This window comes from Streptomyces durhamensis (assembly GCF_000725475.1).
In the GTDB taxonomy this organism is placed as follows: Bacteria; Actinomycetota; Actinomycetes; order Streptomycetales; family Streptomycetaceae; genus Streptomyces; species Streptomyces filipinensis.
In genome coordinates this window covers 246,709-272,065 of sequence record NZ_JNXR01000003.1, presented here as the reverse complement: position 1 = coordinate 272,065, position 25,357 = coordinate 246,709, and the positions used below count along the sequence as shown (strand labels likewise).

General features: G+C 73.5%; 24 protein-coding genes and 1 pseudogene. 14 read left to right on the top strand and 11 right to left on the bottom strand.

Features of this window, described 5'->3' with window-relative positions; translation table 11 throughout:
- Positions 1-60: 60 nt before the first annotated feature.
- The 4 genes from IO33_RS0104920 to lnt all read right to left on the bottom strand — a co-directional run bounded on the left by IO33_RS0104920 (position 61) and on the right by lnt (position 5,107).
- Positions 61-1,980 carry a helix-turn-helix domain-containing protein gene (locus IO33_RS0104920; protein WP_031160643.1) on the bottom strand — a complete coding sequence of 640 codons (1,920 nt, stop codon included), beginning with the start codon at positions 1,978-1,980 and terminating at the stop codon, positions 61-63.
- A gap of 77 nt (positions 1,981-2,057) precedes the next feature.
- On the bottom strand, positions 2,058-2,873 hold the full coding sequence (locus IO33_RS0104915) for a 3-hydroxybutyrate dehydrogenase (protein WP_031160641.1): 816 nt from the start codon (positions 2,871-2,873) through the stop codon (positions 2,058-2,060).
- A 54-nt stretch (positions 2,874-2,927) separates the two neighbouring features.
- Positions 2,928-3,407 (bottom strand): NUDIX hydrolase, encoded by a 480-nt coding sequence (locus tag IO33_RS0104910; RefSeq protein WP_031160639.1) that lies wholly within the window; start codon positions 3,405-3,407, stop codon positions 2,928-2,930.
- A gap of 89 nt (positions 3,408-3,496) precedes the next feature.
- On the bottom strand, positions 3,497-5,107 hold the full coding sequence (gene lnt, locus IO33_RS0104905; protein ID WP_031160636.1) for an apolipoprotein N-acyltransferase: 1,611 nt from the start codon (positions 5,105-5,107) through the stop codon (positions 3,497-3,499).
- A 414-nt stretch (positions 5,108-5,521) separates the two neighbouring features.
- Here lnt and IO33_RS0104900 point away from each other — a divergent pair, with 414 nt between their 5' ends.
- Entirely contained in the window at positions 5,522-6,490 is a 969-nt protein-coding gene (locus IO33_RS0104900; RefSeq protein WP_031160634.1) for an O-antigen ligase family protein, read from the top strand.
- 72 nt (positions 6,491-6,562) lie between these two features.
- On the opposite strand, the gene IO33_RS0104895 is transcribed toward IO33_RS0104900, so the two are convergent.
- Positions 6,563-7,108 carry a hypothetical protein gene (locus tag IO33_RS0104895; protein ID WP_031160632.1) on the bottom strand — a complete coding sequence of 182 codons (546 nt, stop codon included), beginning with the start codon at positions 7,106-7,108 and terminating at the stop codon, positions 6,563-6,565.
- Between the two features lie 107 nt (positions 7,109-7,215).
- Entirely contained in the window at positions 7,216-8,001 is a 786-nt protein-coding gene (locus IO33_RS0104890; protein WP_031160629.1) for a glutamate racemase, read from the bottom strand.
- 39 nt (positions 8,002-8,040) lie between these two features.
- Here IO33_RS0104890 and IO33_RS0104885 point away from each other — a divergent pair, with 39 nt between their 5' ends.
- On the top strand, positions 8,041-9,234 hold the full coding sequence (locus IO33_RS0104885) for a glycosyltransferase (RefSeq protein WP_425347957.1): 1,194 nt from the start codon (positions 8,041-8,043) through the stop codon (positions 9,232-9,234).
- Between the two features lie 6 nt (positions 9,235-9,240).
- Here IO33_RS0104885 and IO33_RS0104880 read toward each other — a convergent pair whose 3' ends face one another.
- Positions 9,241-10,569, bottom strand: a complete 1,329-nt coding sequence (locus IO33_RS0104880) for a TerD family protein (protein ID WP_031160624.1) — start codon at positions 10,567-10,569, stop codon at positions 9,241-9,243.
- Between the two features lie 293 nt (positions 10,570-10,862).
- On the opposite strand from IO33_RS0104880, the gene IO33_RS0104875 reads away from it, so the two are divergent.
- The 4 genes from IO33_RS0104875 (at position 10,863) to IO33_RS0104860 (ending at position 15,626) form a co-directional block, all read left to right on the top strand.
- Complete coding sequence (locus IO33_RS0104875) at positions 10,863-11,300, top strand: DUF6643 family protein (protein ID WP_031160622.1); 438 nt, start codon at positions 10,863-10,865, stop codon at positions 11,298-11,300.
- 43 nt (positions 11,301-11,343) lie between these two features.
- The gene (locus IO33_RS0104870) at positions 11,344-12,168 is read left to right on the top strand and encodes an MOSC domain-containing protein (RefSeq protein WP_031160620.1); all 825 of its coding nucleotides are present in this window, start codon (positions 11,344-11,346) and stop codon (positions 12,166-12,168) included.
- Between the two features lie 186 nt (positions 12,169-12,354).
- Positions 12,355-12,960 (top strand): Rv1733c family protein, encoded by a 606-nt coding sequence (locus IO33_RS0104865; RefSeq protein WP_031160618.1) that lies wholly within the window; start codon positions 12,355-12,357, stop codon positions 12,958-12,960.
- Positions 12,961-13,187: 227 nt separating this feature from the next.
- Positions 13,188-15,626 carry a right-handed parallel beta-helix repeat-containing protein gene (locus tag IO33_RS0104860; RefSeq protein WP_031160616.1) on the top strand — a complete coding sequence of 813 codons (2,439 nt, stop codon included), beginning with the start codon at positions 13,188-13,190 and terminating at the stop codon, positions 15,624-15,626.
- Positions 15,627-15,733: 107 nt separating this feature from the next.
- Here IO33_RS0104860 and IO33_RS0104855 read toward each other — a convergent pair whose 3' ends face one another.
- Entirely contained in the window at positions 15,734-17,422 is a 1,689-nt protein-coding gene (locus IO33_RS0104855) for a hypothetical protein (RefSeq protein WP_031160613.1), read from the bottom strand.
- A 292-nt stretch (positions 17,423-17,714) separates the two neighbouring features.
- On the opposite strand from IO33_RS0104855, the gene IO33_RS0104850 reads away from it, so the two are divergent.
- Together IO33_RS0104850 and IO33_RS0104845 are read left to right on the top strand one after the other, a co-directional pair.
- Complete coding sequence (locus IO33_RS0104850) at positions 17,715-18,557, top strand: DeoR/GlpR family DNA-binding transcription regulator (RefSeq protein WP_031160611.1); 843 nt, start codon at positions 17,715-17,717, stop codon at positions 18,555-18,557.
- Between the two features lie 70 nt (positions 18,558-18,627).
- On the top strand, positions 18,628-19,089 hold the full coding sequence (locus IO33_RS0104845) for an SRPBCC family protein (protein WP_031160609.1): 462 nt from the start codon (positions 18,628-18,630) through the stop codon (positions 19,087-19,089).
- Positions 19,090-19,096: 7 nt separating this feature from the next.
- Here the strand turns inward: IO33_RS0104845 and cds1 are convergent, their stop codons facing one another.
- A complete protein-coding gene (gene cds1 / locus IO33_RS0104840) occupies positions 19,097-20,227 on the bottom strand; it encodes an L-cysteine desulfhydrase Cds1 (RefSeq protein ID WP_031160607.1) in 1,131 nt (376 codons plus the stop codon).
- Positions 20,228-20,534: 307 nt separating this feature from the next.
- On the opposite strand from cds1, the gene IO33_RS0104835 reads away from it, so the two are divergent.
- Together IO33_RS0104835 and IO33_RS45750 are read left to right on the top strand one after the other, a co-directional pair.
- Positions 20,535-20,858, top strand: coding sequence for a hypothetical protein (locus IO33_RS0104835; RefSeq protein WP_031160605.1), 324 nt, complete (start codon positions 20,535-20,537; stop codon positions 20,856-20,858).
- A gap of 229 nt (positions 20,859-21,087) precedes the next feature.
- Positions 21,088-21,541: pseudogene (locus IO33_RS45750) on the top strand (ATP-binding protein); the annotation flags it as partial.
- 556 nt (positions 21,542-22,097) lie between these two features.
- On the opposite strand, the gene IO33_RS0104825 reads toward IO33_RS45750, so the two are convergent.
- Both IO33_RS0104825 and IO33_RS0104820 read right to left on the bottom strand, forming a co-directional pair.
- Positions 22,098-22,355, bottom strand: a complete 258-nt coding sequence (locus IO33_RS0104825; protein WP_031160600.1) for a hypothetical protein — start codon at positions 22,353-22,355, stop codon at positions 22,098-22,100.
- Entirely contained in the window at positions 22,352-22,642 is a 291-nt protein-coding gene (locus IO33_RS0104820; RefSeq protein WP_031160598.1) for an SHOCT domain-containing protein, read from the bottom strand. Before IO33_RS0104820 ends, IO33_RS0104825 begins: the two co-directional genes overlap by 4 nt.
- Positions 22,643-22,807: 165 nt before the next feature.
- Here IO33_RS0104820 and IO33_RS0104815 point away from each other — a divergent pair, with 165 nt between their 5' ends.
- The 4 genes from IO33_RS0104815 to IO33_RS0104800 are packed head-to-tail and all read left to right on the top strand — an operon-like array spanning position 22,808 to position 25,309.
- The gene (locus IO33_RS0104815) at positions 22,808-23,398 is read left to right on the top strand and encodes a TetR/AcrR family transcriptional regulator (protein ID WP_031160597.1); all 591 of its coding nucleotides are present in this window, start codon (positions 22,808-22,810) and stop codon (positions 23,396-23,398) included.
- Between the two features lie 5 nt (positions 23,399-23,403).
- Complete coding sequence (locus IO33_RS0104810; RefSeq protein WP_031160594.1) at positions 23,404-23,793, top strand: (R)-mandelonitrile lyase; 390 nt, start codon at positions 23,404-23,406, stop codon at positions 23,791-23,793.
- A gap of 23 nt (positions 23,794-23,816) precedes the next feature.
- A complete protein-coding gene (locus tag IO33_RS0104805; RefSeq protein WP_031160591.1) occupies positions 23,817-24,401 on the top strand; it encodes a DUF4865 family protein in 585 nt (194 codons plus the stop codon).
- Positions 24,398-25,309, top strand: a complete 912-nt coding sequence (locus tag IO33_RS0104800) for a phosphotriesterase family protein (protein ID WP_031160589.1) — start codon at positions 24,398-24,400, stop codon at positions 25,307-25,309. Before IO33_RS0104805 ends, IO33_RS0104800 begins: the two co-directional genes overlap by 4 nt.
- Positions 25,310-25,357 lie beyond the last annotated feature (48 nt).

Genomic DNA, 25,357 nt, shown 5'->3' with positions numbered 1-25,357 from the left:
GGAAATCCCGTACCCCGAACATCCGGCCCCCGACCCCCGTACGGCAGGTTTGTACGGGGGTCAGCGTCTGTCCGGGACCGCCAACCGGTGCAGCCGCAGGGCCAGTTGGAGTTCCAGGGCGCGTGCCGGGGCCTGCCAGTCCTCCCCCAGCAGCCGGCCGACCCGCTCCAGCCGTTGGGCGACCGTGTTCACGTGGACGTGCAGGGCGTCCTTGGTGCGGGCGGGACTCATCCCGCAGGCGAAGTAGGCGTCCAGGGTGCGCAGCAGTTCCGTACCGCGTCGCTCGTCGTAGGACACGACCGGGCCGATCGTGCGGTCGACGAAGCCGGCGACGTCCCGGTCGCCCGCGAGGAGCAGACCGAGGAAGCCGAAGTCCTCGGCCGCCGCGCCGTCCCCGGCCCGGTCCAGCAGGTGCAGCGCGTCCAGGCAGCGACGGCCCTCGGCGTAGGCGGCGGCGATGGTCTCGGGGTGGGCGGTGAGGTCGGTGACCGGGGCCGAGGCGCCGACCGTGACGGGCTGGTGGACGGCCGTGCCCAGATGGCGGGCCGTGCGGCGGGCCACCTCCGTGGCGGTGTCGCCGGTGGCGAGCGGCAGCAGCAGGACGGTGCCGCCGTCGCGTGCGGCGGCCAGGCCGTGCCGGGTCGCGGCGAGGTGGGAGGCGGCCGACCACAGGCGACGGCGGGCCGCGGCCTCCTCGTCGGCGTCGGCCGCCGGACCGTCGAGCCGGGCGGCGAGCACGACATGGGTGGCGTCCAGGTCGGCGTGCAGCCGGGCGGCGCGTTCGCGCAGCAGGCGCGGATCCCGGTCGCGGGCGTCGAGCAGGTCGTCCAGCAGCTCCCCCCGTACGCGCTGCTCGGCCTCGGCCGCCGAGCGGCGGGCGAGCAGCAGGAGCGAGGTGACCATCGCCGCGCGCTCCAGGGTGCGCTGGTCGACGGGGTCGAGGCCGGGGTGCCCGCGCAGGACCAGCGCGCCCAGGAGTTCGCCGCCGGCGGCCACCGCGGCGATCCAGTCGCTGCCGTGCCGTACGGCGTGTCCCTCGGCACGGGACACCTCCAGCGCGTCCGCGGGTGCCGCGCCGGCCTCGGTGAACTCGACGGTGCCGTCGAGGACTTCGGAGACGGCGGCGGCCACGTCGTGCACCCCGCCGCCCCGCAGGACGAGTTCGGCGAGCCGGTCGTGGACGTCGGAGGCGCGCTCGATGACGGCGCTGCGGTCCCGGATGATCTCGTTGGCGTGCTCCAGGCCGGCCAGGGCCGCGCGGGTCTCGGTGAGCAGATGGGCGGTGTCGATCGCCGCCGCGGCGAGCGCGGCGAAGGAGCCGAGCAGGGCGATCTGCGCGCGTTCGAAGACCCGTTCCCTGCGGTCGGCGGCGAAGAGGACGCCGATGACGTGCGGCCCGAGCACGAGGGGGACGCCGAGGATGGCGACCAGGCCCTCGTCACGGACGCCGGCGTCGATGGTGAGGGTGTGCTGGAAGCGGGCGTCCTTGAAGTAGTCGTCCGTGACGTACGGCCGGGTCGTCTGGGCGACCAGTCCGCCGAGTCCCTCGCCCATGCCGAGGCGCAGCTGCTGGAAGCGGGCCGAGACGGAGCCCTCCGTGACCCGCATGTAGGTGTCACCGCGCGCCGGGTCGTTCAGGGTGAGGTAGGCGACGTCCGTGCCGAGCAGGGAACGGGCGCGCTGCACGATGGCCTGCAGGACGGCGTCCAGATCGCGCAGGCCCGCGAGGTCGTGGGCGGTCTCGAAGAGCGCGGACAGCTCGGCCTCGCGGCGCCGGCGTCCCTCCAGCTCGGCCCGGACGCGCAGGGCGAGCAGCTTGGCCTGTTCCAGCGCGGCGATCGCCTCGGCCGGTCTGTCCTCGGCGCGGGCGAGCAGGACCGGCTGCTCGTACGCCTCCGCGGAGGCGTCGCGGGCCAGCAGCTCGAGGTAGGGAGCCTCGGCGCTGCCGCTGGGTGCCGACTGAACGTGATCGCGAGACATGGTCACAGGATTCCGCATCGACCGGCCGGCCCGTCAGGCCTGTGGAAAACTCCCCGGCCGGGCGCCGCCGGGCACCTTCAGTGGGCCGTCCAGCCGCCGTCGAGCACCAGCGAGGTGCCGGTGACGAAGGACGCCTGCGGACTGCACAGGTAGGCCACGGCCTCGGCGACCTCCTCCGGTTCGATGAGCCGCCGGACCGCGCTGTCCTTCAGCAGGACCTCGGACAGCACCCGCTCCTCGGGGATGCCGTGCGCCTGCGCCTGGTCGGCGATCTGCTTCTCCACCAGGGGCGTGCGCACATAGGCCGGGTTCACACAGTTAGAGGTAACCCCATGGGCGGCGCCTTCGAGGGCGGCCGTCTTCGACAGGCCCTCAAGCCCGTGTTTGGCGGCCACATAGGCGGACTTGAAAGCGGAGGCGCGCAGCCCATGGACGGAGGACACATTGACGATGCGGCCCCAGCCCTGTGCGTACATGTGCGGCAGGGCACCGCGGATGAGGCGGAACGGCGCCTCCAGCATCACGGTCAGCACGGTGTGGAAGACCTCGGGCGGGAACTCCTGGAGTGGGCGCACCAGTTGCAGCCCGGCGTTGTTGACCAGCACGTCGATGCCGGCGGCGGCGCGTTCGGCGGCGTCCAGGTCGGTGAGGTCCACGACATGCGCTACGACGGTCCCCGCGAGGTCCCCGGTCCGCTCCGCCTGCTGGGCGAGCTCGGCCAGACCGGTCTCGTCCCGGTCGACGGCGCGCACCCGTGCCCCGGCGGCGGCGAGCCGGAGCGCGCAGGCTCGGCCGATGCCGCCGGCGGCACCGGTGACGAGGGCGGTGCGACCGCCGAGGTCCAGGGTGGCGGGCTGCGGGCGAAGGCCGGGCGGAAGGCTGGGCGAGATCATGTGCCGACCCTAAGTGGCCCCCAACCGTCACCACATATGGTCGCCACCCATACTTCAGCCCACAGTCATAGGGTCAAACCATGTGGGTGCCTCGGACATGGCCTGCTTGATCCGCAAGCGGCCGAACTCATGGAGATCAGGCAGCGCGTCCACCTCGAACCAGCCCACGTCCAGGGACTCGTCGTCGTTGACCCGGGCCTCGCCGCCCACGGCCCGGCAGCGGAGGGTGATGTCCATGTACTGGCACTGGTCACCGTTGGGGTAGGTGACCGGATCCAGGGCCTGGACGAGGACGACCCGCTCGGGCACGCAGTGCACGGCCGTCTCCTCGAAGACCTCCCGCACGGCACAGGCCGCGGGCTGCTCTCCCGGCTCCGGGATGCCGCCGATCACCGACCACTTGCGGGTGTCGGACCGCCGGCCCAGGAGCACCCTGCCCTCGTCGTCGAAGACGATCGCGGTGACCCCGGGGAGCCAGAGCAGCTGCCGGCCGGCCGAGGCCCGGAGCGTGCGGATGAAGTCAGGAGTAGCCATGGGCCCGACCCTAACCGGCCGGGCCCGCGCCCTCCTGGCGGTTCGGTACGCGCACCCGCCGTTTCGGAGGGCGTATGCCGGTCGTACGGCTACACGCCATCGGCGCGCCGACGGCGCAGCCCCGACCCGGCCGCCCAGCCGATCCCGCCCGCTGCGACGAGCACCAGGGCGATCTCGGGAAGGATGCCCAGCTCGGTCGCCGGGGTCTGCGAGGTGCGCAGCGGTACCTTCTGCACGAGGTAGGCGGGCACGAACATGCCGGTCTTCTGGGTGATCTCGCCGTCCGGCATGATGACCGCGCTCACGCCGCTGGTCACCGGCACGGTCACCGTGCGGCTGTGCTCGACGGCGCGGATCCGGGACATGGCCAGCTGCTGATAGGTCATCTCGCTGCGGTCGAAGGTCGCGTTGTTGCTCGGTACGGAGATCATCTCCGCGCCGTGGGTGACCGTGTCCCGCACCGCCCAGTCGAAGGCGGCCTCGTAGCAGGTGGCGAGGCCGACCTTGGCGCCGTCGATGTCGAAGACGCCCGGCTCGCTGCCCCGGCTGAAGTCCTGGCGGACCATACCGGTCCAGTTCTTGTTGACCGCGCCGACGAGCCCGCGCAGCGGGAGGTACTCGCCGAACGGCTGGATCTGCCGCTTGTCGTAGGTCTGCGTCGGCCCCTTGACCGGGTCCCACAGGATCTGCTCGTTGAGCAGCTTGCCGTCCTTCTCGACGACGGCGCCGACGGAGACGGGCACGCCGACCGCCTTGGCCGCGCCCTCGATGACGGCGGCCGCGTCGGGGTTGGTGTAGGGGTCGATGTCGGAGGAGTTCTCCGGCCACAGCACGTAGTCCGGCTTCGGGGCCTTGCCCGCCTTGATGTCGGCGGCGAGCCTGAGCGTCTCGCGCACGTGGTGGTCGAGCACGGCCCGCCGCTGGGCGCTGAACTCCAGCCCGGACCGCGGCACGTTGCCCTGGATGACCGCGACGGTCCTCGTGCCGTCCTCGGCCTTGTCGCTGACCAGGGTGCGGGCGGCGACCGCGCCCGCCACCGGAACGGCCACGCTGAGCAGTGCGGCGGCCGCGGCCCCGCGCCGCACGGCACGCGTCCGGCGCCGCTCGGCGGTCAGCCGGCCGGCCTCGTACAGGCCGAATCCGCACAGCACGACCGCGAAGCCGAGCACGGGCGTACCGCCCACCGCGGCGAGGGGAAGGAAGGCGCCGTCCGCCTGCCCGAACGCGACCTTGCCCCAGGGAAAGCCGCGGAAGGGCACGCGTGCGCGTACCGCCTCGGCCGCGATCCAGACGGCGGCCGCCCACACCGGCCAGGCGGGCAGCCTGGAGACGGCGGCGACGCCGGCACCGACCAACGCGATGAAGACCGCCTCGATGGCGACGAGGGCCAGCCAGGGACCGGGCCCGACCTCCACGCCGGTCCACACCAGCAGGGGCAGCAGGAAGCCGAGCCCGAAGAGGTAGCCCAGGCCGAGGGCCGCCTTCCAGCCACGGCCGCGCAGCGCCCAGCCGAAACCGGCGAAGGCGGGCAGCGCCAGCCACCACAGGGGGCGCGGCGGGAAGCTGACGTAGAGCAGCACTCCGCAGAGCGCGGAGGCGATGGCCGGGACCAGGCGCAGCAGCCGGCCGCCGCGCACGCCGGAGGGGGAAGGCGGCTGGAGCCGGTCCGGCTGGTCCACGGAAGTTGCGGTGACGGTCACCCGGGTGAGTGTACGGCCGGGGGCTGTGCCGCCGACAGCACGGTACGAGGGCCGACAACGGCCCGCCGCCCGCGGTCGTCGCTGGTCGCCGCCCTCCCCGGCCCGCCGGTGCCTCCGGGCCGTCCCTGGCCGGTCCTCCCCGCGTCCGGCACCGGCACCGGCTCCGGGACCCGGTCCGGGCAGCCGCACGGAAAGAACCGTTCCGTCGCATCTCGTCCAAACCGGTCATCAGCCGCTACGGTGTGCCCAGCCTCGGCAGTGCGGCCGGATCCGGCGCCGTGCCCGGCCGTGGCCGCAGACAGGCGTCGGGGACGGGGGCGAGGGGCGGCAGTGGGGGCGACCAGGACGAGGCCCGCGGCCGGGGTGGACGCGGACGCGGCCGGCATCAGACGAAACGTTTCTGACGGCACGGGCATGATCCTGCTCGGTGCGTGCGCCGCGTGGTCGCTGATCACCGCGGCGGCCCACGACGGACGACCCGAGGGCGTCCTGCTCGCGGTGCTCGCCGTGGCCGCCGGTCACGCCGTGGGCCGGGTCTCCGGGGCACTGCTCCCGGTGGCCGCGCCCTGCGCCGGTGCGGTGGCCGGGCTCGTGCTGGCCCTGGCGCTGCCCGCGCTCTCCGCCGGCCCCCGGTACGCCGCCCCGCTCGGCCATGCCGGCGGTACGGCCGCTCTGCTGGCGCTGGCCACGGGAGCCGCGTGCTGTGCCGCCTGGGCGACGCCGGTACCGGGGCTGCGTCTGGGCCTGCGGGTGCTCGCCACCGGGATGGTGCTGACGGGCGCGGCACTGGGGTCGGCGGCCGGTTGCGTGGCGAGCGCGGCCGTACTGCTGTGTTCGCTCGCGGCGGGCTCGGTGCCCCGCCGGGGCACGTGCCTGCTGGGGCTGGCCGCGGCGGCGGCCCTGGCCGCCGGGACGGCCTGGGCCCTCGCCGCGGACGTGCTGCCCGGCGGCCTCACCGGCGTGCTCGAAGGCCGGCTGACCGGGCACCGGGTGGCGCTGTGGCACGACGCCCTGCGGCTGGCGGGCCGGAACCACGGGCTCGGGGTCGGTCCGGGGCGGTTCGCCGAGCTGGGCGGCACGACACAGGCACAGTCCGCCGACGGCAGACCGCACTCCGCCCTGCTGCAGCTGGCGGCGGAACAGGGCCTCGTCGGAGTCTGTCTGGTCGTGGCCGCGTTCTGCTGGGTACTGCACGCGCTCTGGCGCTCCCCCCGCTCCACCCCGGTCGCCCTGACCGCCGGCGCCGCGCTGACGGCGCTGGCCGTGTGCGCCACGACGAGCAACGCGCTCAGCTTCACCACGGTGACCGTGGGCGCGGGGCTGCTCGCCGGGTGGTCGACGGCGCGGCCGTGGGCGCGCGACGGCGCGGAGCCCCGGATCTGAGCGGTGCCGGGCTCCCGCGTCCCGGCTCCGAGCGGCGGTGCCGTGCCACGCGCCGGTGGGCGGCGCGTGGACTCAGCGGGCCGAACCCCGGCCGGTCGTCCGCAGACGGGCCCTGATGACCCGCACCGCCGCCTCCGCGTTGTCCACGGTGATCGTGAAGGTGTGGCCGTCCCACAGGCGCAGCACGATGCCCTCACCACGGCGTACGACGACGGCGGTGCCCATCTCGGGTCGCCACCGATATCCCCAGCCGCCCCAGTGCCGCGGCGTGACCAGGGCGGTGAAGTCGGCGCCGGCCACATGCGACAGCGGGATGCGACGGCGCGGCAGCCCCATGTGGCCGCAGCGGATCTCCAGGGACTCCTTGTCGAGCTTGAGGTCCACGTGCACGAAGGCGAGCGTGCCGAAGAGGACCAGCAGACCCGCGGCGATGCAGCCCACGACGGACATCGCCAGCGGGGCGACGCCGGAGGACCATGCCGAGTCCACCGCCAGCTCGATGCCGAGGGCCATGCAGGCCGCGCCGACCAGCGCCAGCAGCCACTGGACCCGGTTCGTGGCCCGCCCGGTCCAGACGTCGGTGTGCGGGCTGTCGTCGGCCTGGAGGTGGTCCCTCATGTTTATGAGGTTACTCAGGTTTCGCTGCGCGGGTAGGGCATGGCGGAGGGTGACTGACCCGAGTGGGCCAGGGCGGATCCGGGCCCGGTACGCGGTCGCGCGGCAGGTCAGCGCACGGGGCTGACCGCCTGCAGGAAACGGCCTTCCCCGTAGGACAGAGCCGTGTCCGGGAGGGTGGCCTCACGACCGCTGAGCAGCACCGTGAGGGTGGTGTCGGCGACGGCGGCCGGGGCCGGCTCCGCTCCGATCCGGCGCAGGGCCTGTGCGGCGACCGCCCCGGCGGAGCCGTGCAGCATGAGCGGCGGGCGGCCGGGCCGCTGGACGGCTTCCCGAATGCGCTCGCCGACCAGCTCGTAGTTGGTGCAGCCCAGGACGACGGTGGTCACGTCCTCGGGGGTGCGCGCGGCGGCCGAGGCGATGGCGGCATCGATCGCGGCCTCGTCGGCGTGGTGCACCGCGTCCGCGAGACCGGGGCAGGCCACCTCGGTGACGGCCACTCCACCGGCGAACTGCTCGATCAGGTTCCGCTGGTAGGCGCTGCCCGTGGTGGCGGGCGTGGCCCAGATCGCGACATGGCCGCCGCCCGCCGCGGCCGGCTTGATCGCCGGAACGGTCCCGATGATCGGCAGCTCCGGCTCGAAGCGGGCCCGCATCTGCGGCAGGGAGTGCACGGAGGCGGTGTTGCAGGCGACGATCAGGACGTCGGGCCGGTGGGCGGCGGCGGCCTCGGCCACGGCGATGGCCCGCTGCGTGATGTCCTCCGGGGTGCGCGGCCCCCAGGGCATCCCGTCGGGGTCCCAGGAGAGCACGAGATCCGCGTCGGGCCGCAGCCGGCGTACCGCGGCGGCGGCGGGGAGCAGGCCGATTCCGGAGTCCATGAGCGCGATCTTCACCCGGCCACGATAGACGATCGGCCCTTGCGGCCCTTCGGGGTGGGGCAGACTGCGGGGGTGAGCGCACTGCTGTGGATCACCGTCGTGTCGCTGGCGGCCTGGTGCTGGCTGCTGCTGTGCCAGGGCTTCTTCTGGCGCACGGACGTGCGGCTGCCGCCGCGCCGGGAACCGGACGCCTGGCCGTCGGTGTGTGTGGTCGTACCGGCGCGCGACGAGGCCGCCGTGCTGTCCGCGAGCCTGCCGTCGCTGCTGACGCAGGACTATCCGGGCCGGGCCGCGGTGTTCCTGGTGGACGACGGGAGCACCGACGGCACCGGGGAGCTGGCGCGCGAGCTGGCCCGGCGGCACGGCGGGCTGCCGCTGACCGTCGGTGCGCCGGGCGAACCGCCCGCGGGCTGGACGGGCAAGCTGTGGGCGGTGCGGCACGGTATCGGCCTGGCACGCGTGCGTGACCCGGAGTACCTGTTGCTGACGGACGCGGACATCGCGCACGCGCCGGACAGCCTGCGCGCACTGGTGGCGGCGGCCCGTGCCGGGGGCTTCGACGTCGTGTCGCAGATGGCGCGGCTGCGGGTGGAGAGCGTGTGGGAGCGGCTGGTCGTCCCGGCGTTCGTCTATTTCTTCGCACAGCTGTATCCCTTCCGGTGGATCGGGCGCAGGGGATCGCGTACGGCCGCGGCGGCGGGCGGCTGCGTCCTGCTGCGCACCGCGACGGCCGAGAAGGCGCGCATCCCGGACGCCATCCGGCACGCCGTCATCGACGACGTGGCGCTCGCGCGCGCGGTGAAGGGCGCGGGCGGGCACGTCTGGCTGGGACTGGCCGACCGGGTGGACAGCGTGCGGCCGTATCCGCGGCTGCACGACCTGTGGCGGATGGTCTCGCGCAGCGCCTACGCCCAGTTGCGCCACAACCCGCTGCTGCTCCTGGGCACGGTCGCCGGGCTCGCGCTGGTCTACCTGGTGCCGCCCGCCGCGGTCGTCGCGGGAGCGGCGGGCGGCACAGCGGCGACGGCGGTCACCGGGGCCGCGGCCTGGGCGGTGATGTCGGGGACGTACCTGCCGATGCTGCGCTACTACCGGCAGCCGCCGTGGCTCGCGCCGCTGCTGCCGTTCACCGCGCTGCTGTACCTGCTGATGACGGTCGACTCGGCCGTGCAGCACTACCGGGGGCGCGGGGCGGCCTGGAAGGGCCGCACCTACGCGCGGCCCGGCGCCGTGCCCGACGAGGGCTGAGCCCGGTCACTTGCGGCCGGGTGTCCAGTTCATGCCCCAGTCGTAGGCGCGGTCTATCGTCCGCTGCGGGCTCACTCCGCGCTGCGGCACCAGGTACCGCGCCTCGCGCTGCACGAGGAGGTCGCCGCCCGTGTTGGTGAGCAGGGCGAGCGCGCACACCGTGGAGGGGACGGTGCACTCGTCGAGCGAGAAGTCGATCGGCGCGCCGTGCTGCGGCTGGAGGGTGACGGTGGCGTGCAGGTCGGCGAAGGAGCTGGCGCCTTCGTAGATGGTGACGAAGACGAGGATGCGCCGGAAGTCCCGGGTGTGGTCGAGGTTGATGGTGAGGTTCTCGCCGCTCGCCATCGCACCGGTGCGGTCGTCGCCGTCGAGGTGGATGTACGGCGGTCGGTTCAGCGACCCGAAGGAGTTGCCGAGGGCCTGGACGACGCCTTTGCGGCCGTCGGCGAGTTCGTACAGTGCGCACAGGTCGAGGTCGATGTCTCCCTGCCCGCCTCCCCACCTGCTCCAGCTGGAAAGCTGTTTGCGCATCTGCCAGTTGAGGTTCACCCGCATGGCTCCGGAGGTGCCGCCCTGCTTGGCGAGCGAGACGGACGGCGCCGCCTTCGTGAGGGTCACCTTGGACAGGCGGACCGGCTGGGGCGTGGGGGGCGGAGGAGCCGTGGGAGGGGCCAGGGGGGCGGGCGGCAGGGTCGCGGGCGGCGGGGGCGGAATCACGGGGGCCGTCACGGGCGGCGGAAGCGGCATCACCGGGGCCGTCACGGGCGGCGGGGGCGGCATCACCGGGGTCGCCGCCGTGCGCGGGGCGGCGTGCTGGGGTTCGTCCACGGTGATACCGAAGTCCGTTGCGAGGCCTTCGAGTCCGCTGCTGTAGCCCTGGCCGACGGCTCGGAACTTCCACGCTCCCTGGCGGCGGTAGAACTCACCGAGCACGAAGGCCGTCTCGACGGTCGCGCCCGGGCTGTCGAAGCGGGCGACCGTACGGCCGGTCACGGTGTCGGTCACCTCGATGTAGAGGCCAGGGACCTGGCCGAAGGTGCCGCCGTCGGCGGAGGCGGCGAGGACGATCCGCTCGATCGTGCCCTCCACGCGCGCGAGGTCGACGGAGAGGATGTCGGTCACGCCCGCGCCCGCCGTCCTCTTGCCTTCGTGGCGCACCGCGCCGGAGGGGTGGGCGGGCTGGTTGTAGAAGACGAAGTCGGTGTCGGACCGGACCTTTCCGGTGGCGAGCAGCAGCGCGGAGGCGTCCGCGTCGGGCACCCCGGGTGCCGAGCGCCAGCCCAGTTCGACGCGCAGGGCCGCGGTCGGCACCGGCGTGTTCGCCCCTTTCGACATTGACATGTCCGCCCCCATCCGTGTCGGCCTCCGGGCACCCCCGGCGGTCCAGATCATCCCTGTCCGCACAACCTATTCCCGGGTCCGGGGAACTCCCAGGACCGGCGCAGCGAGATCGCCGGTCAACTGGCGGTAACCCCCCAGGAGCTCGCCCTTTACAGGATACGAACGTCGGTCGACGTCCATTTTTGCCAAGTTCGCTCGGATTAGGGATCCCCGGTCACTGCAGGCACGGAAAACAACCCTCTTATCGGTCTCCCCAACGAGCACATCGTGGGCTTAACTTATGTGCCATGACCTCCCCCCGCTCCACTTATGGTGGCGGCTACTACTCCGCCTCCTTCCCGGACACCCCGATCTACGACTCGCTCGTGGCCGAGCGTGGCACCCCGCAGATCGCCCCGATCCGGGTCCCCGCCGCCTACGACACGGGCAGCAGCCTGCCCGCTCTGCCGTCGGCACTGCCCGCCCTCCCGGCGGCCCCCTCCCCGCAGGCCCCCGCCTACGGCTATCCGCAGATGCCGCAGCCCGCTCCGCTGCAGCAGGCACCCACGGCCTACATCCCGCAGCAGGCGAGCGCCCCGCGGGGATACCCCGGCCAGCAGGCCCCGCAGCAGCAGCGCCCGATGGGGATGGGCACGGGATACGAGGCGATGCGCCCGGCCGCGCCACGGCCCGCGCCGGCCCCGTACCAGGACCCGTACAACAACCAGCAGTACCGCGGCTACTGACCGGCGCATCAGCGCTGTCGGTGCCACCTGGCACGATGGCGTCATGGAGAACGCCGCATTGCAGTCGATCCACGTCCACCCGGTCAAGGCGTTCCGGGGGCACGCCCCCCGGGAGGCCGTGGTGGAGCCCTGGGGCCTGGCCGGAGACCGCCGCTGGACCCTGATCGACGACGGGGGAAAGGTCGTCACCCAACGCGAACAACCGCGCCTCGCGCTGGCCGCCGCCGAGCTTCTGCCCGGCGGCGGCGTTCGTCTGTCCGCACCCGGCCGCACACCGCTGACGGTGTCCGTGCCGGAACCGGCCGGCACCGTGCCGGTGAACATCTTCGGTACGAAGGTCGAGGCGGTCCCGGCACCCGAGGCCGCGCACGCCTGGTGCAGCGCCTATCTGGGCATGGACGTCCGCCTGGTGCACATGGACGATCCCGCCACCCGCCGCCCGGTCGATCCCGAGTACGCCCTGCCCGGCGAGACGGTGAGCTTCGCCGACGGCCATCCCCTGCTGGTCGCCACGACCGCCTCCCTCGACGCGCTGAACTCCCTGATAGCCGAGGGCTCGCACGCCCACGAGGGCCCGCTGCCCATGAACCGCTTCCGGCCCAACGTGGTCGTCGCCGGCACCGAGGCCTGGGCGGAGGACCACTGGTCGCGGATCTCCGTCGGCGAGGTGGTCTTCCGCGTCGCGAAGGCCAGCGGGCGCTGTGTCGTCACCACCGTCGACCAGGACACCGCCGTGCGCGGCCGAGAGCCCCTGCGCACCCTGGCCCGCCATCGCAAGGTCGGCGCGAGGCTGCTCTTCGGCCAGAACCTCGTACCCCTCTCGCCCGGCATCATCCGGGTCGGGGACCCGGTCCGGGTACTGGAATAACCCTCGACGACAGCCCGGCGGCCGGGGAACCAGGGGCGGGTCCCGGTCGTTGGGCGGAGATGAGAGATTCCTGAGAGGCCGCGTGCGTGACCGTCCGCGGCGGACGTGATGTCGCTCTCTCTTTGCCGCGGGCCGCGGATGCGCGCCCCTGCAGAGGGTTATGACGGAGCGGAAGGGGGTGGGGGCATGCGGGCGATCAACGGCCTATGGCACTGGCGGCACAATCCGCTGTGCCGGGCGACCGATCTGGCCGAGGCGTGGGTGGCCCTCGTGGCGCTCGTGCTGATCGCCGTGGCCGCGCCCGTGACCGGCTGCCTGGTCGGCGCCGCAGCGCAGGACTCGCTGCAGCGCTCCGTGCGCGAACAGCAGCACACGCGTCACCTCGTCACCGCCACCGTGGTGCGTGACCTGGGTGAAGTCCCGATGGAGACGGACCCCGACACCTCCACGGCACGCGAGACGCACAGGCGTGTGCTCGCGGACTGGACGGCGCCGGACGGCACCCACCAGCACGGCCTGACCCTGGCGGACCTCAAGTCACCCCGCGCCGGGGACCACTTCAGGCTCTGGACGGATCCGCACGGCCGAATAACGGCCCGCCCGCTGGACTCCCCCACCGCGACGACACACGCGGTGCTCGCCGGCATCGGCGCGGCCCTGCTCGCCACGGGCCTGGTCGAAGCGGCCCGGCGGCTGACCGTCTGGCGCATGGTCCGCCGGCGGTACGCACGCTGGGACCAGGCCTGGGACCGGGCCGGACCGGACTGGGGCAAGGCGGGCACCGGCAGCTGACGGCCTTCCGGCTCTGGTCAAACGAGCGTGCACGCACACGCTACGGTGGACCGGCCGAAGCGCTTTCGGCGACGACCCGCGGACGAGCGAACCGCAAAGGCACACAGCTTCGGGACCGCGAACGCGCACCAGCCCCAGGGCTGAGCACGGACGCGGGCCCGGCACCGGCGGCACGACCCCTGCGGGAGCGAGCCGCCAGTACGACGAGGTGGGGGCACAGCAACGCCATGGCACAGGGCACGGTCCAGGTGACGCACACCGGTACGTCGCGGTGGCGGCGCCGCACGGGCGAGTACGCATCGCTCGCCGCCGCCCTGGAGGCCGCCGCTGACGGCGACGTCCTCACCATCGCCCCGGGCACCTACCGGGAAAACCTCGTCATCCAGCGGGCGGTGACACTCCGTGGGCCCGAGGGCTCCCCCGGCTCGGTACGGCTCGCGCCCGTGGACGGTGTGCCGCTCACCGTGCGCGCCTCGGCCGTCGTGCAGGACCTGCACGTGGAAGGCCAGGACGCGGCGGCGCCCGCGCTGCTGGTCGAAGAGGGCATGCCCGAGGTGATGGACGTACGGATCGTCACCCGGTCCGCCGTGGGCATCGAGGTGCGCGGCGGTGCCCGTCCCACCGTGCGCCGCTGCACCGTCGACAACCCGGCCGGCATCGGCATCGCCGTACTCGACGGCGCGAGCGGGGTGTTCGAAGAATGCGAGGTCGTCGCGGCCGGGCAGGCGGGCGTGGCCGTCCGCGGCGGTGCCCGCCCGCGCCTGGAGCGCTGCCGGGTGCACCACGCCTCGGGCACCGGGCTGACCGCGACGGGTGAGAACTCGTCGCTGGAGGCGGTGGGCTGTGAGATCTACGAGGTCCGCGGCGCCGGCGTCCAGGTCACCCAGCGGGCGACGGCGCAGCTGACCGACTGCGACGTGCACCGCACCACCACCGACGGCGTCACCCTGGACACGGACGCGGTGCTCACGCTCGCCGACTGCCACATCCACGACATCCCCGAGAACGCCGTCGACCTGCGCTCGCGCTCGGTGCTCACGCTGACCCGGACGACGGTCCGTCAGTTCGGCCGCAACGGCCTGTCGGTGTGGGACCCCGGGACCCGGGTGGACGCCAACCAGTGCGAGATCTTCGACAGCACCGGCGACTATCCGGCGGTGTGGGTCAGCGACGGCGCCACCGCCGTCCTCGACTCCTGCCGGGTGCACGATGTGCCGGACGCCCTGTTCGTGCTGGACCGCGGATCGCGCGCGGACGTCGTGGACAGCGACCTGTCGCAGGTGCGCAACACGGCGGTGTCGGTGAGCGACGGAGCCACCGCGCAGCTCGACGACTGCAGGATCCGGGAGGCGGCGACCGGCGCGTGGTTCCGCGACCACGGCAGCGGCGGCACGCTGAACAACTGCACCCTGGACGGCACCCAGACCGGTGTCATCGTCACCAAGGGCGCCGACCCGACCATCGAGCGCTGCACGGTCGACTCCCCCGCCGAGGCCGGTTTCTACGTCTCCGCGGGCGGCCGGGGCAGCTTCCTGAACTGCCGGGTCAGCGGCAGCGGCGGTTACGGCTTCCATGTGATCGACGGCTGCCGTGCGACGCTGCGCCGGTGCCGTACGGAGCGCTGCGCCCGCGGTGGTTACGAGTTCGCGGACGCGGGCCCGGACTCAGGGAGCTCCGGGACGGGCCCGGTCGTGGAGGACTGCACCAGCGACGAGAGCGGCGGTGTGCGGCCGTCCCCGGTCCGCGAGACCGCCGTACAGACGGTGGCGCCCTCCGCCGGGCTGCTCGGTTCGATCCCGGGGCAGCGCAGCACGGAGCAGGAGCCGCTGATCGCCGCCGCGCCGGACACGCCGGCGCGGACCTCGAAGGACGTGCTCGGGGAACTGGACGCGCTGGTGGGCCTGGAGAGCGTCAAGCGGGAGGTGCGGGCGCTGACCGACATGATCGAGGTCGGCCGGCGACGGCAGCAGGCGGGTCTGAAAGCGGCCTCGGTCAAGCGGCACCTGGTGTTCACCGGCTCCCCTGGCACCGGCAAGACGACGGTCGCCCGGCTCTACGGCGAGATCCTCGCCTCGCTCGGCGTGCTGGAGAAGGGGCACCTGGTGGAGGTGTCCCGGGTCGACCTGGTCGGTGAGCACATCGGCTCCACGGCGATCCGCACGCAGGAGGCGTTCGAGAAGGCGCGCGGCGGGGTGCTGTTCATCGACGAGGCGTATGCGCTGTCCCCCGAGGACGGCGGGCGTGACTTCGGCAAGGAGGCCATCGACACGCTGGTGAAGCTGATGGAGGACCACCGGGACGCGGTGGTGGTGATCGTCGCCGGGTACACGGCGGAGATGGAGCGGTTCCTGTCCGTCAACCCCGGTGTCGCCTCCCGCTTCTCCCGCACCATCACCTTCGGCGACTACGGCCCCGAGGAGTTGCTGAGGATCGTGGAGCAGCAGGCCGACGAGCACGAGTACCGGCTGGCGGCGGGCGTTGCCGAGGCGCTGCGGACGTACTTCACACACCTCCCGAAGGGCCCGGCGTTCGGCAACGGCCGCACCGCGCGGCAGACCTTCGAGGCCATGGTGGAGCGGCACGCGAGCCGCGTCGCGCAGCTGACGAACCCCAGCACCGACGATCTGACCCTGCTGTTCGCGCAGGACCTGCCGGAACTGCCCTGAGCGTCCGGCCGCTCGCTGTTCCTGCGTGCGCCGACCGGGCACCACGGGGCTCGTGGACGACCTGGACGGGCTGCGGGCGCTGCTGACGGGCCAGGGCCGGCCGGGCCTCACCGCGGGGCTCGCGGCCCCGGGCGCGGTCCTGGCAGCTCCGGGCGCAGCCGGCTCAGCAGGTGGGCCCGTACGCGGGCGAAGGCCGGGTCCGCCTGGTAGTCGGAGTGTCCGAGGATCGGCGCCGGGAGCGGATGCTCGGGCGTGCGACCGTAGGCGAGGGGGTCCTGCAGAGGGCCGTGGTCGACCTCGGGATTCGCGTCGTCGGGGACGCGGACGGGGCCGCCGATGGGGTCGCTGCGGCGGTAGAGGTTGCCCCAGCAGGCGACGTCGCGGTGCAGGGCGGCGAGCGCGGGTGGTCCGAAGTGGGCCGGGAACCAGCGGCCGTACAGGCGCTCCAGCGGGGAGCCGTAGGTCAGCAGCGCGATCCGGGCACGTACCGAGGGGGGCAGCTGCCAGGCGGCGGCCGCGGCCAGGACGCTGCCCTGGGAGTGGCCGGAGAGGACCAGGCGGCCTCCGGTGCGGTGCGTCCAGGTGGCCATGCGCCAGGTCAGGTCCGGCACCGCGCGCTCGGCGTAGCAGGGCGGGGCGAAGGGATGCGCGGCGCGCGGCCAGAAGGTGCCGACATCCCACAGGATGCCGATCGTGCGCCGCGCCGAGGCGTCCTTGTAGGCGCGCCTGCCCCAGGTCACGAAGAGCACGAAACCGAGGCCGACCAGCCAGGATCCCAGCGCCTGCGAGGTCTCGGCGACGGTCTGGAGGCCCCGCTGGTCGAGGCGGCTCTCGCTGCGGCCCCGGCGGCAGACGACGCCCGTCACCGCCGCGGCCCAGACCAGCAGGGCGGCGGTGAGCAGCCGACTCACGGTGTCCAGGGCGCCGGGACCGCCGGCCCGGTGGTCGAAGCGGGCCGCCGGCGTCGCCAGGGCGGCGGCGACGGTCAGCAGCGCCGCGGCGGTGTGCGCGGCACGCAGCCGGGCCACCAGACGGCGCCCGTACCAGAAGCCGGGCAGGGCCAGCGCGCTGCCGCCGGGGTCCGGCTCGGGGTCGTGGGACATCGGCCGGTGGGACTCGTACGCGCTCCAGGTGCGGTGCGAGAGGTACCAGAGCAGGCCGGTCAGCGCGGCCGGTACCAGAGCGGCGAGGGCGAGCCGGCGGCCGGGCAGGCTCCACCAGCCGCCCTGCCCGCCGGGGGCCGCGGATGCCTGGGGGGCGAGGAAGGACAGCCAGGAGTGGCGCCGGACGCACGGCTGGACGCCGGCGCACTGCCAGGCCACCAGGTCCAGGGCGACCTCGCAGACGGCGGCCACCAGCAGCACGGTCAGGGTGAGGGCGGCCAGGCGCACCAGGAGGCCGTACAGGCGAACGGTGCGGTGCCGGCCGGCCGCGGCGGGGCGCATCCAGTGGGCGAGGTTGACCACCATGAACGGCAGCAGCACCAGCCACAGGGCGCGGCTGCTGTCGCCGGAGGTGAGGTTGCACCAGACGTACGCCTCCCGGACGGGCTCCTCCCGGGGGCTCTCCGGGGTCGCCAGGTCCTCGGCCCGCCGGTAGACGGCGGCCGTTTCGTCACCGGTCACCCGCACGGTGCGCGGGTCGCCGAGCATCTCCTCGGGGGTCGTCCCGCCCACCCCGTGCACCAGCAGCTCCAGCTCGGCCTCCGGCGCGGGGAGCCGGCCCGTCCGGCCGTCCTGCGGCCCCGCCGCCGCGGCTGCCTGCTGCCCGCTGGGGCGTTCCTGTGCGCGGTCCACTGTTCTCGCACCCCCGTGACGCGTCCGAAGACCTGTGTCGATGCGGGCTTCAGGATCTCCGCTCCGGTGGCGGCGTGCACCGCTCGTCACGGAATCTCCCCGATCCGTGTGACAGCGGGCGGGACAGCTGTGGCCCAGGGGGCACATGTGGGTCGTGACAGGTGGTGGCGCAACCCGTACCGAGGCGTGAAAGGATGGGACGCCCGCGCATCTACGGCCGGACGGAACCTCCAGGTCGCAGGTGGTACGCCGGGTGTGTCGGACGGACGGCGGCGAAAGGACCGGAGCGTACGTGAGTGAGAATCAGAACCTCCTCGCGGAGCAGCGCCGCGCCCTGATCCTGGACGAGGTCCGGCGCCGGGGCGGTGTGCGGGTCAACGAACTGACCCGCAAGCTCGGTGTGTCGGACATGACCGTGCGCCGGGACCTGGACGCCCTCGCCCGTCAGGGTGTGCTGGAGAAGGTGCACGGCGGTGCGGTGCCCGTGGTCGAGGCGAGCACGCACGAGCCGGGGTTCGAGGCCAAGTCGGGTCTGGAGCTGACCGCCAAGGAGGACATCGCGCGGGCCGCCGCCAAGCTGGTCACCCCGGGCACGGCGATCGCCCTGTCCGGTGGTACCACGACGTACGCGCTCGCGCAGCACCTGCTGGAGGTGCCGGACCTGACCGTCGTGACGAACTCGGTGCGCGTCGCGGACGTCTTCCACGCGGCGCAGCGGACCACCGGTCAGCGGCAGGGCGCGGCCACGGTGGTGCTGACCGGGGGCGTGCGCACTCCGTCGGACTCTCTGGTGGGGCCGGTCGCCGACCAGGCGATCGCCGCCCTGCACTTCGATCTGCTGTTCCTCGGAGTGCACGGCATATCGGTCGAGGCCGGTCTGTCCACGCCGAACCTCGCGGAGGCGGAGACGAACCGGCGGCTGGTGCACTCGGCGCGCCGGGTCGTGGTGGTCGCCGACCACACCAAGTGGGGCACGGTGGGCCTGAGTTCCTTCGCCGCTCTGGAGCAGGTGGACACGCTCGTCACCGACGCGGGTCTGCCGGCCGAGGCCCGGGCGGAGATCTCGGAGCACCTGCCGCGGGTGCTCGTGGCGGGCGAGACGGACGAGGACGACCGGGACGCCGAAGACATCTGACGGTGTGCCAGTTAGGCTGGCCGCGCAACACCCCGTTCCGCCGAGGGGCATCATGAGGGGGTTTCGCACCATGGCTCACCGTCTGCGCCCGGTCGGTGTCGACTTCGTCGAGACCGCCCCGGTACGCCTGGTCTTCGCACGGGAGATCGCCGCGGCCCCGGAGCGGGTCTTCCGCTCGCTCGCCGAGGACCTGGCCGGCTGGTCGGAATGGTTCCCCGGGGTGTCCTCCGTGCGGCCGGCCGGCAGCGGTCGCGAGGTGCGGCTGCGTGGCGGCGGCCGCTTCGAGGAGTCGGTGATCGTGGCCGCGGCGCCGGATCTGTACGCGTATCGCGTCGACGTGACGAACCTGCCGGGGGCGCGCGCCTGGATCGAGGAGTGGCGGCTCGTCCCGGCCGGCACCGGGACCCGGGTACAGATGACCTTCGCGCTCGACGGGACGGCGGTGTTCCGCCTGCTGTGGACGCTCGCCCGCCCGGGTGTCGGGCGCGCCTTCCGCGACGCGGTCGCGAGATTGGACCGGCGGCTGGGATGACCGGCCCTCAGGCCGGCTCCGGCCACACCCCCGTCGCCAGCAGGGTCTCGATCGCCGCCGCGTACGGCGTGATGTCCAGTTCCTGCTCGGCGAGCCAGGCGTCGGAGTAGTACTTGTCGAGATAGCGGTCGCCCGGGTCGCACAGCAGGGTGACGACGCTGCCCCGGCGGCCCTCGGCCACCATCTCGGAGACGATCTTCAGCGCACTCCACAGTCCGGTGCCCGTGGAGCCGCCCGCCTTGCGGCCGATGGCCCGCTCCAGGGCGCGTACGGCGGCGACGCTGGCCGCGTCCGGGACCTTCATCATCCGGTCGATCGCGCCGGGCACGAAGCTCGGCTCCATGCGCGGGCGGCCGATGCCCTCGATCCGTGAGCCGCAGTCGCAGGTGACGTCCGGATCGCCGGTGGTCCAACCCTCGAAGAAGCAGGAGTTGTCCGGGTCGGCGACGCAGATGCGGGTGTCGTACTGCATGTAGTGGACGTAGCGGGCGAGGGTCGCGGAGGTGCCGCCGGTGCCGGCCGTGGCGACGATCCACGCCGGCTCCGGGAACCGCTCCAACTCCAGCTGGCGGAAGATCGATTCGGCGATGTTGTTGTTGCCGCGCCAGTCCGTGGCCCGCTCGGCGTAGGTGAACTGGTCCATGTAGTGGCCGCCGGTCTCCACCGCGAGGCGCGCGGACTCCTCGTACATCTTGCGGGAGTCGTCCACGAAGTGACATCGGCCGCCGTGGAACTCGATCAGTCGGCACTTCTCGGCGCTGGTCGTGCGCGGCATGACCGCGATGAAGGGCACACCGATCAGCTTCGCGAAGTAGGCCTCCGAGACGGCGGTCGAGCCACTGGACGCCTCGATGACCGGGCGGCCGGGACGGATCCAGCCATTGCAGAGGCCGTACAGGAACAGCGAGCGGGCGAGGCGGTGCTTGAGGCTGCCGGTGGGATGTGTCGACTCGTCCTTCAGGTAGAGGTCGATGCCCCAGTGCTCGGGGAGCGGGAAGCGCAGGAGATGGGTGTCGGCCGACCGGTTGGCGTCGGCCTGGACCTTGCGGACGGCTTCTTTCAGCCAGTCACGGTAGGTGGCGTCGGTGCGGTCGACGTCGAGGGTTGCGCCGGTCCGGGTCTGGTGGGTGGTGCTCACGGCGGTGCTCCTTACGCTCGGCGCCGAGGGCGCCTCACGCGCCCGGCACCTTGAGCATAGGCATCTTTCACACCACTTCCCACCTGCATAAACGCATCTTTGAGCCACCCAAAGCCACCCTGGGGCACGGGCGTGCGAGGCATCCGGGGGCGCATTTGGCCCGAGTGCTCCGGGCGGCTGCCACAGGCGCCCCGCGCGTACTGGTGCTCCCGGCCGCATCGGGGCAGACTGCACGCGACGGGACGATCGTCCCGAACGGGAGCGCACACTGGATCGGACAGCCGGACGGGCAAGGGGGCGGCGAAGGATGGCGGAGCCGGAGTTCACGGCCAAGGGCGTGCGGATAGGCAAGCGGCTGCGTTCGCTCACCCGGGCCGGGCAGGTCCGGATCAACGACGGCAGGCTGGAGTTGCTGACCAGCTACGGCAGCGAGATCGACAGCGCTCCGGTGCAGGCGGTGCGCGCGTCCAAGCCGTGGTTCGGGCCGGACGACAAGGCGTTGGCCGATATCAACGGCAAGCGGTACCTGCTGACGCTGGGCGAGCACGACCCCGCTCCGGGCGAGTCGGGGCCGCCCGCGGCCCGGCGGTTCATCGAGGCCGTGCGGCGCGCCGCCGGACGTGGTGGCTGAGGAGCCGCGTCCGTAACCTGCGAGCAGCAGCCCGTCGTGGCGAGTTGCGGGCGGGCATCCGCTGCGTCACGCTGGTCTCACGTCACTCTGGGTTTACCGGCGATAACGCTGCGAACCAGCCCGCCGGCCATGACAGCAGGCGGACGTTTGGACGCAAGCGACCTGCTGGATCCGTTGTTCTCCGTGTTCTTCCGGTCCGTTCGGACCTCTACATCGGGGAGTCGCAGCCGTGATCAGTCACCCGAGCAGGCACTGCACGGTGGAGCTCCAGGCCCTGCCGTCGCGGATCGGCCAGGTCCGCAGAATCGTATCTGCGCAGTTGCGCTACTGGCACATGGACGCGTTGATAGACCGAGCCGCGCTCGGTGTGACGGAGCTGTTGAGCAACGTCCACCGGCACGCGAGGCCCGACAAGTCGTGCACGGTCGAGCTCGAACTGGCGCCGGACCGGCTCACGGTCTCGGTGCGGGACAACGATCCGCGGCTTCCGGTGGTCGCCGACATCACGCCCACGCCGGACGCCACGCCGCTCGCCACCTGCGGGCGGGGGCTGGCCATGGTGGCGGCGGTGAGCGAGAGCTGGGGGGCGCGGCCGGACGGCGAGAACGGCAAGGTCGTGTGGTTCACGCTGCCCGCCCCGGCGGTGGTGCGGCCGCATCCGGCCGACGTGCCGCGCCGTGCGGCGCAGTCACGGCCGGCGACCAAGCCGGTCCCGGTCCGCTCCGCGGTACCGGTGGCGGCCGTCGCACCCGTGGGCGCGGGGACGCCGGTCGGCGCTGGGACGCCGATCGGTGCCGGCACGCCGGTCGGTGCCGGCGCACCGGTCCGCGCTGGGACGCCGGTGGGTGCTGGGGCCGCGGCTCCGGTTCCTGCGGTGGCGCGCGCGTCGGACCTGTCCCGGACATAGGCTCCCGCCCGGTCGGCCGTTTCGAACGGACCGGGCGGCAAGCCGTCGGGACCCCGATCGTGCGTGAACGCGGGTGCGTCGTGGCTGGTCGCGCAGTTGCCCGCGCCCCCGAGGGAGCTGCGGTGGCGCGTTCGTCGGACGGGGCCGCGAGCCGCCGGGTCACTGGAGATCGTGTGACCGCGGGTCGGTCGTGGCTGGTCGCGCAATTCCCCGCACCCCTGGGGAGTTGCGGTGCCGTCGGCTCCGTAGTGCCGGCGCTGTCCGCTGACAGCCAGGGACGCACCCGCACCCAGACGACCCGGCACATAGGCGCCCCGGCCCGAGCGGCGCGGTCACTGCGTCGCGATGGCCCGCAGGACGTCCAGCCGGGACGCCCGGCGGGCCGGGCGCAGGCCCGCGAGGGCGCCGGCGGCGAGGCCGACGAGGGTGACCACCGCCAGCCGCGCGGGCGGGAGGGCGAAGGCGAACGCCGTGTGGCTCGCGCCGTCCGAGGCCTTCACCAACACCCAGCCCAGGAAGGCCCCGAGACCGAGCCCGCTGACCGCGTCCGCCAGGCGGGCCGCGACCCGCGGTGCGCTCGTCGTGGTCATGCCGCTCCTCCCTTGCCCGCGCGGCCGAACTGCTCCTCCAGGACGGACAGACGGCGCCAGTACTCGTCCTCGTCGATCTCGCCGGTGGCGAAGCGGCGGCCGAGCACCGCGAGCGGCGAGTCTCCGGCCGGACGTCCGCCGTCCGCCAGACGCCAGGGGCCGCCGCGGCCACGCCGGGCGGTACGGCGCAGGAACGTGACGGCGCCGATCACGACGGCCGCCCAGATCAGCGGCAAGAACAGGATCCATGGGCCGGGGCCGCCGTCCCAGTTCGCGAGGGTCTGCATCTCGGGTCGTCTCCGTTGTCGTCTCGGTCTTCGGGGATGCCACGAGACTGGCTCCCGCAGGGGGTCCGGGTCGTCGTGCGGCCGGCGGCCGTGGGCGTACCCCCGCGGGAGTACGGCGACGGGGTGCGGCTGCCCCCTGGGGACTGGCGGAGTGTAACTACTAGTATGTACAGTAGCGGTGTGAGCACCTCGGAACGACTGATCGAGTCCACCCGCGAGCTGCTGTGGGAGCGCGGGTACGTGGGCACGAGCCCCAAGGCGATCCTGGAGCGCGCGGGTGCCGGCCAGGGCAGCATGTACCACCACTTCAAGGGCAAGCCGGATCTCGCCCTGGCCGCGATCCGGCGCACCGCGGCGGAGCTGCGCGCCACCGCCGAGCGGGTGCTGGACGGACCTGGCACCCCGTACGAGCGGATCGAGGCGTATCTGCTGCGCGAGCGTGACGTGCTGCGCGGCTGCCCGGTGGGCCGGCTGACCATGGACCCGGACGTCATCGCGAACGACGAGCTGCGCGCGCCGGTGGACGAGACGATCGCGTGCATCCGGGAGCGGATCGCCGCGATCGTCGAGGAGGGCAAGCGGCAGGGGCAGTTCGCACCCTCGCTGGACGGCGAGGAGATCGGCGCGGCCGTCCTCGCGACCGTGCAGGGCGGCTACGTCCTCGCCCGCGCCTCCGGCTCCCCCGCGGCCTTCGACGCCGGCGTGCGCGGCCTGCTCTCCCTGCTCGCTCCCCGAACCGAAGGACAGGAGGACTGAGTCACATGCACATCACCAGACAGCGACCCGGCACCCGGCAGGGCCCGGCGGAGAACTTCACCGGCACGGTCTGGCTGGACGAGATAGCCGCCCCAGCCGCCCCGTCCCGCCTGCGCGTGTTCAGCGTGCACTTCGCACCGGGCGCCCACACGGCCTGGCACCGGCATCCGCACGGACAGGTGCTGCACGTCCTGGAGGGCGAGGGGCTGGTGCAGCGCGAAGGCGGTGAGGTGGAGGCGATCCGCGCGGGCGACACGGTGTGGATCGAGGCGGACGAACGGCACTGGCACGGCGCCGCGCCCCGCACCTTCATGACCCATCTCGCGGTCGTGGAGGCCGCCGAGGACGGCACGACGACCGTGTGGCACGCCCACGTGAACGACTACCCCGCCTGAGCCCCGAGAAAGGAACCCGGGACATGCACGCCATGCAGTACGAGTTCACCCTGCCCGCCGACTACGACATGGGCGTCGTCCGCTCCCGCGTCGCCCGCGTCGGGCATCTGCTGGACGACTGGGACGGCCTCGGCATCAAGACGTACGTGCTGCGTGAACGCGGGGTGCACGGCTCGCCGGTGAACCAGTACGGGCCGTTCTACCTCTGGAACACGATGGAGGGCATGAACAGGTTCCTGTGGGGAGGAGCCTTCCAGGGGCCCGTCGACGACTTCGGACGGCCGGCGGTACGGCAATGGACCGGCCTCGCGTTCGAGGAGGGCGCCGCCGGCGACGGGGCGCCCGCGTTCGCCGTGCGCCACCGGCAACCGGTTCCGGAGGGCGTGGAGTTGGCCGCGTTCATGGCGGACGCGGTGGCCGAGACCGGGCGGCTGGCGGCGGAGGACGGCGCGGTGCTGGCGGCGGCCGCCGTGGACACGCGCACATGGGAGCTGGTCCACTTCTCGCTCTGGGAGCACGACACGCCGAAGGCCGACGGGGACCTCTTCCAGGTGCTGCACCTGTCCGCGCCCGGCCGGAGCCGGCTTCCGCGCGGGCGACAGTGGTGAGCGCGGTCCGTACGGTCCTCGGCGACATCGCGCCCGAGGAACTGGGCGTGTGCGACGCGCACGACCATCTCTTCCTGCGCAGCCCGCAGTTGCCCGGACAGGAGCTGGACGACCCGGCGGCGGCACGGGCCGAGCTGGCCGCCTTCCGGGCGGCGGGCGGCGCGGCCGTCGTCCAGTGGACGCCGTACGGCATGGGACGGCGGGCGGCGGACCTGCCGGAGCTGTCCCGCGCCACCGGGGTGCGGCTGGTCTGCGCCACGGGACTGCACCAAGCCGCGCACTACGACGCCGGGTTGCTCGGCGAGCTGCGCGGGGCCGGCCTCGCCGAGCTGTTCGTGTCCGAGCTGACCGACGGCGTCGGCACCAGCGGGGTGCGGGCCGGTCTGATCAAGGTGGCGGGCGGCTTCCACGCACTCGACGCGCACGCCCGCTGGACGATGACGGCGGCGGCCGAGGCGCACCACGCCACCGGCGCGCCCATCGCCGTGCACCTGGAGCTGGGCACCGGCGCGCTGGACGTACTCGACCTGCTGTGCGGCGAGCGGGGCGTGCCCGGCGACCGGGTGATCCTCGGCCATCTGAACCGCTTCCCCGACCCGGTGGTGCAGCGCCAGGCCGCCGCGTCGGGCTGCTGGCTGGCCTTCGACGGGCCATCCCGCGCCCAGCACGCCACCGACTGGCGGATGCCGGAGGCGGTACGCGCCCTGGCGGAGGCCGGCTTCGGCGACCGGCTGCTGCTCGGCGGCGACACCGTGGTCGCCGGCGCCCGCTCGGTCGACGGCGGACCGGGCATGCCGTACCTGCTGCGGCGCGTGCGGCCCCGGCTGGACGCCGCGCTGGGCGCGGACCTGGTGGATCGCATCCTCACGGAGCATCCGGGACGGGCCTTCGCGACCGACTGGAAGTGATCGCCGGACTCAGGCCACGAGATGCCCACCGCCGGGCATCCGGATCGT

What these genes read in the sequence shown, in the direction of transcription:
- IO33_RS0104920 (WP_031160643.1), bottom strand. Translation starts at nt 1,980, where the DNA reads ATGTCTCGCGATCACGTTCAGTCGGCACCCAGCGGCAGCGCCGAGGCT.
- IO33_RS0104915 (WP_031160641.1), bottom strand. Translation starts at nt 2,873, where the DNA reads ATGATCTCGCCCAGCCTTCCGCCCGGCCTTCGCCCGCAGCCCGCCACC.
- IO33_RS0104910 (WP_031160639.1), bottom strand. Translation starts at nt 3,407, where the DNA reads ATGGCTACTCCTGACTTCATCCGCACGCTCCGGGCCTCGGCCGGCCGG.
- IO33_RS0104900 (WP_031160634.1), top strand. Translation starts at nt 5,522, where the DNA reads ATGATCCTGCTCGGTGCGTGCGCCGCGTGGTCGCTGATCACCGCGGCG.
- IO33_RS0104895 (WP_031160632.1), bottom strand. Translation starts at nt 7,108, where the DNA reads ATGAGGGACCACCTCCAGGCCGACGACAGCCCGCACACCGACGTCTGG.
- IO33_RS0104880 (WP_031160624.1), bottom strand. Translation starts at nt 10,569, where the DNA reads ATGTCGAAAGGGGCGAACACGCCGGTGCCGACCGCGGCCCTGCGCGTC.
- IO33_RS0104875 (WP_031160622.1), top strand. Translation starts at nt 10,863, where the DNA reads ATGACCTCCCCCCGCTCCACTTATGGTGGCGGCTACTACTCCGCCTCC.
- IO33_RS0104870 (WP_031160620.1), top strand. Translation starts at nt 11,344, where the DNA reads ATGGAGAACGCCGCATTGCAGTCGATCCACGTCCACCCGGTCAAGGCG.
- IO33_RS0104865 (WP_031160618.1), top strand. Translation starts at nt 12,355, where the DNA reads ATGCGGGCGATCAACGGCCTATGGCACTGGCGGCACAATCCGCTGTGC.
- IO33_RS0104860 (WP_031160616.1), top strand. Translation starts at nt 13,188, where the DNA reads ATGGCACAGGGCACGGTCCAGGTGACGCACACCGGTACGTCGCGGTGG.
- IO33_RS0104845 (WP_031160609.1), top strand. Translation starts at nt 18,628, where the DNA reads ATGGCTCACCGTCTGCGCCCGGTCGGTGTCGACTTCGTCGAGACCGCC.
- IO33_RS0104835 (WP_031160605.1), top strand. Translation starts at nt 20,535, where the DNA reads ATGGCGGAGCCGGAGTTCACGGCCAAGGGCGTGCGGATAGGCAAGCGG.
- IO33_RS0104825 (WP_031160600.1), bottom strand. Translation starts at nt 22,355, where the DNA reads ATGACCACGACGAGCGCACCGCGGGTCGCGGCCCGCCTGGCGGACGCG.
- IO33_RS0104820 (WP_031160598.1), bottom strand. Translation starts at nt 22,642, where the DNA reads ATGCAGACCCTCGCGAACTGGGACGGCGGCCCCGGCCCATGGATCCTG.
- IO33_RS0104815 (WP_031160597.1), top strand. Translation starts at nt 22,808, where the DNA reads ATGTACAGTAGCGGTGTGAGCACCTCGGAACGACTGATCGAGTCCACC.
- IO33_RS0104810 (WP_031160594.1), top strand. Translation starts at nt 23,404, where the DNA reads ATGCACATCACCAGACAGCGACCCGGCACCCGGCAGGGCCCGGCGGAG.
- IO33_RS0104805 (WP_031160591.1), top strand. Translation starts at nt 23,817, where the DNA reads ATGCACGCCATGCAGTACGAGTTCACCCTGCCCGCCGACTACGACATG.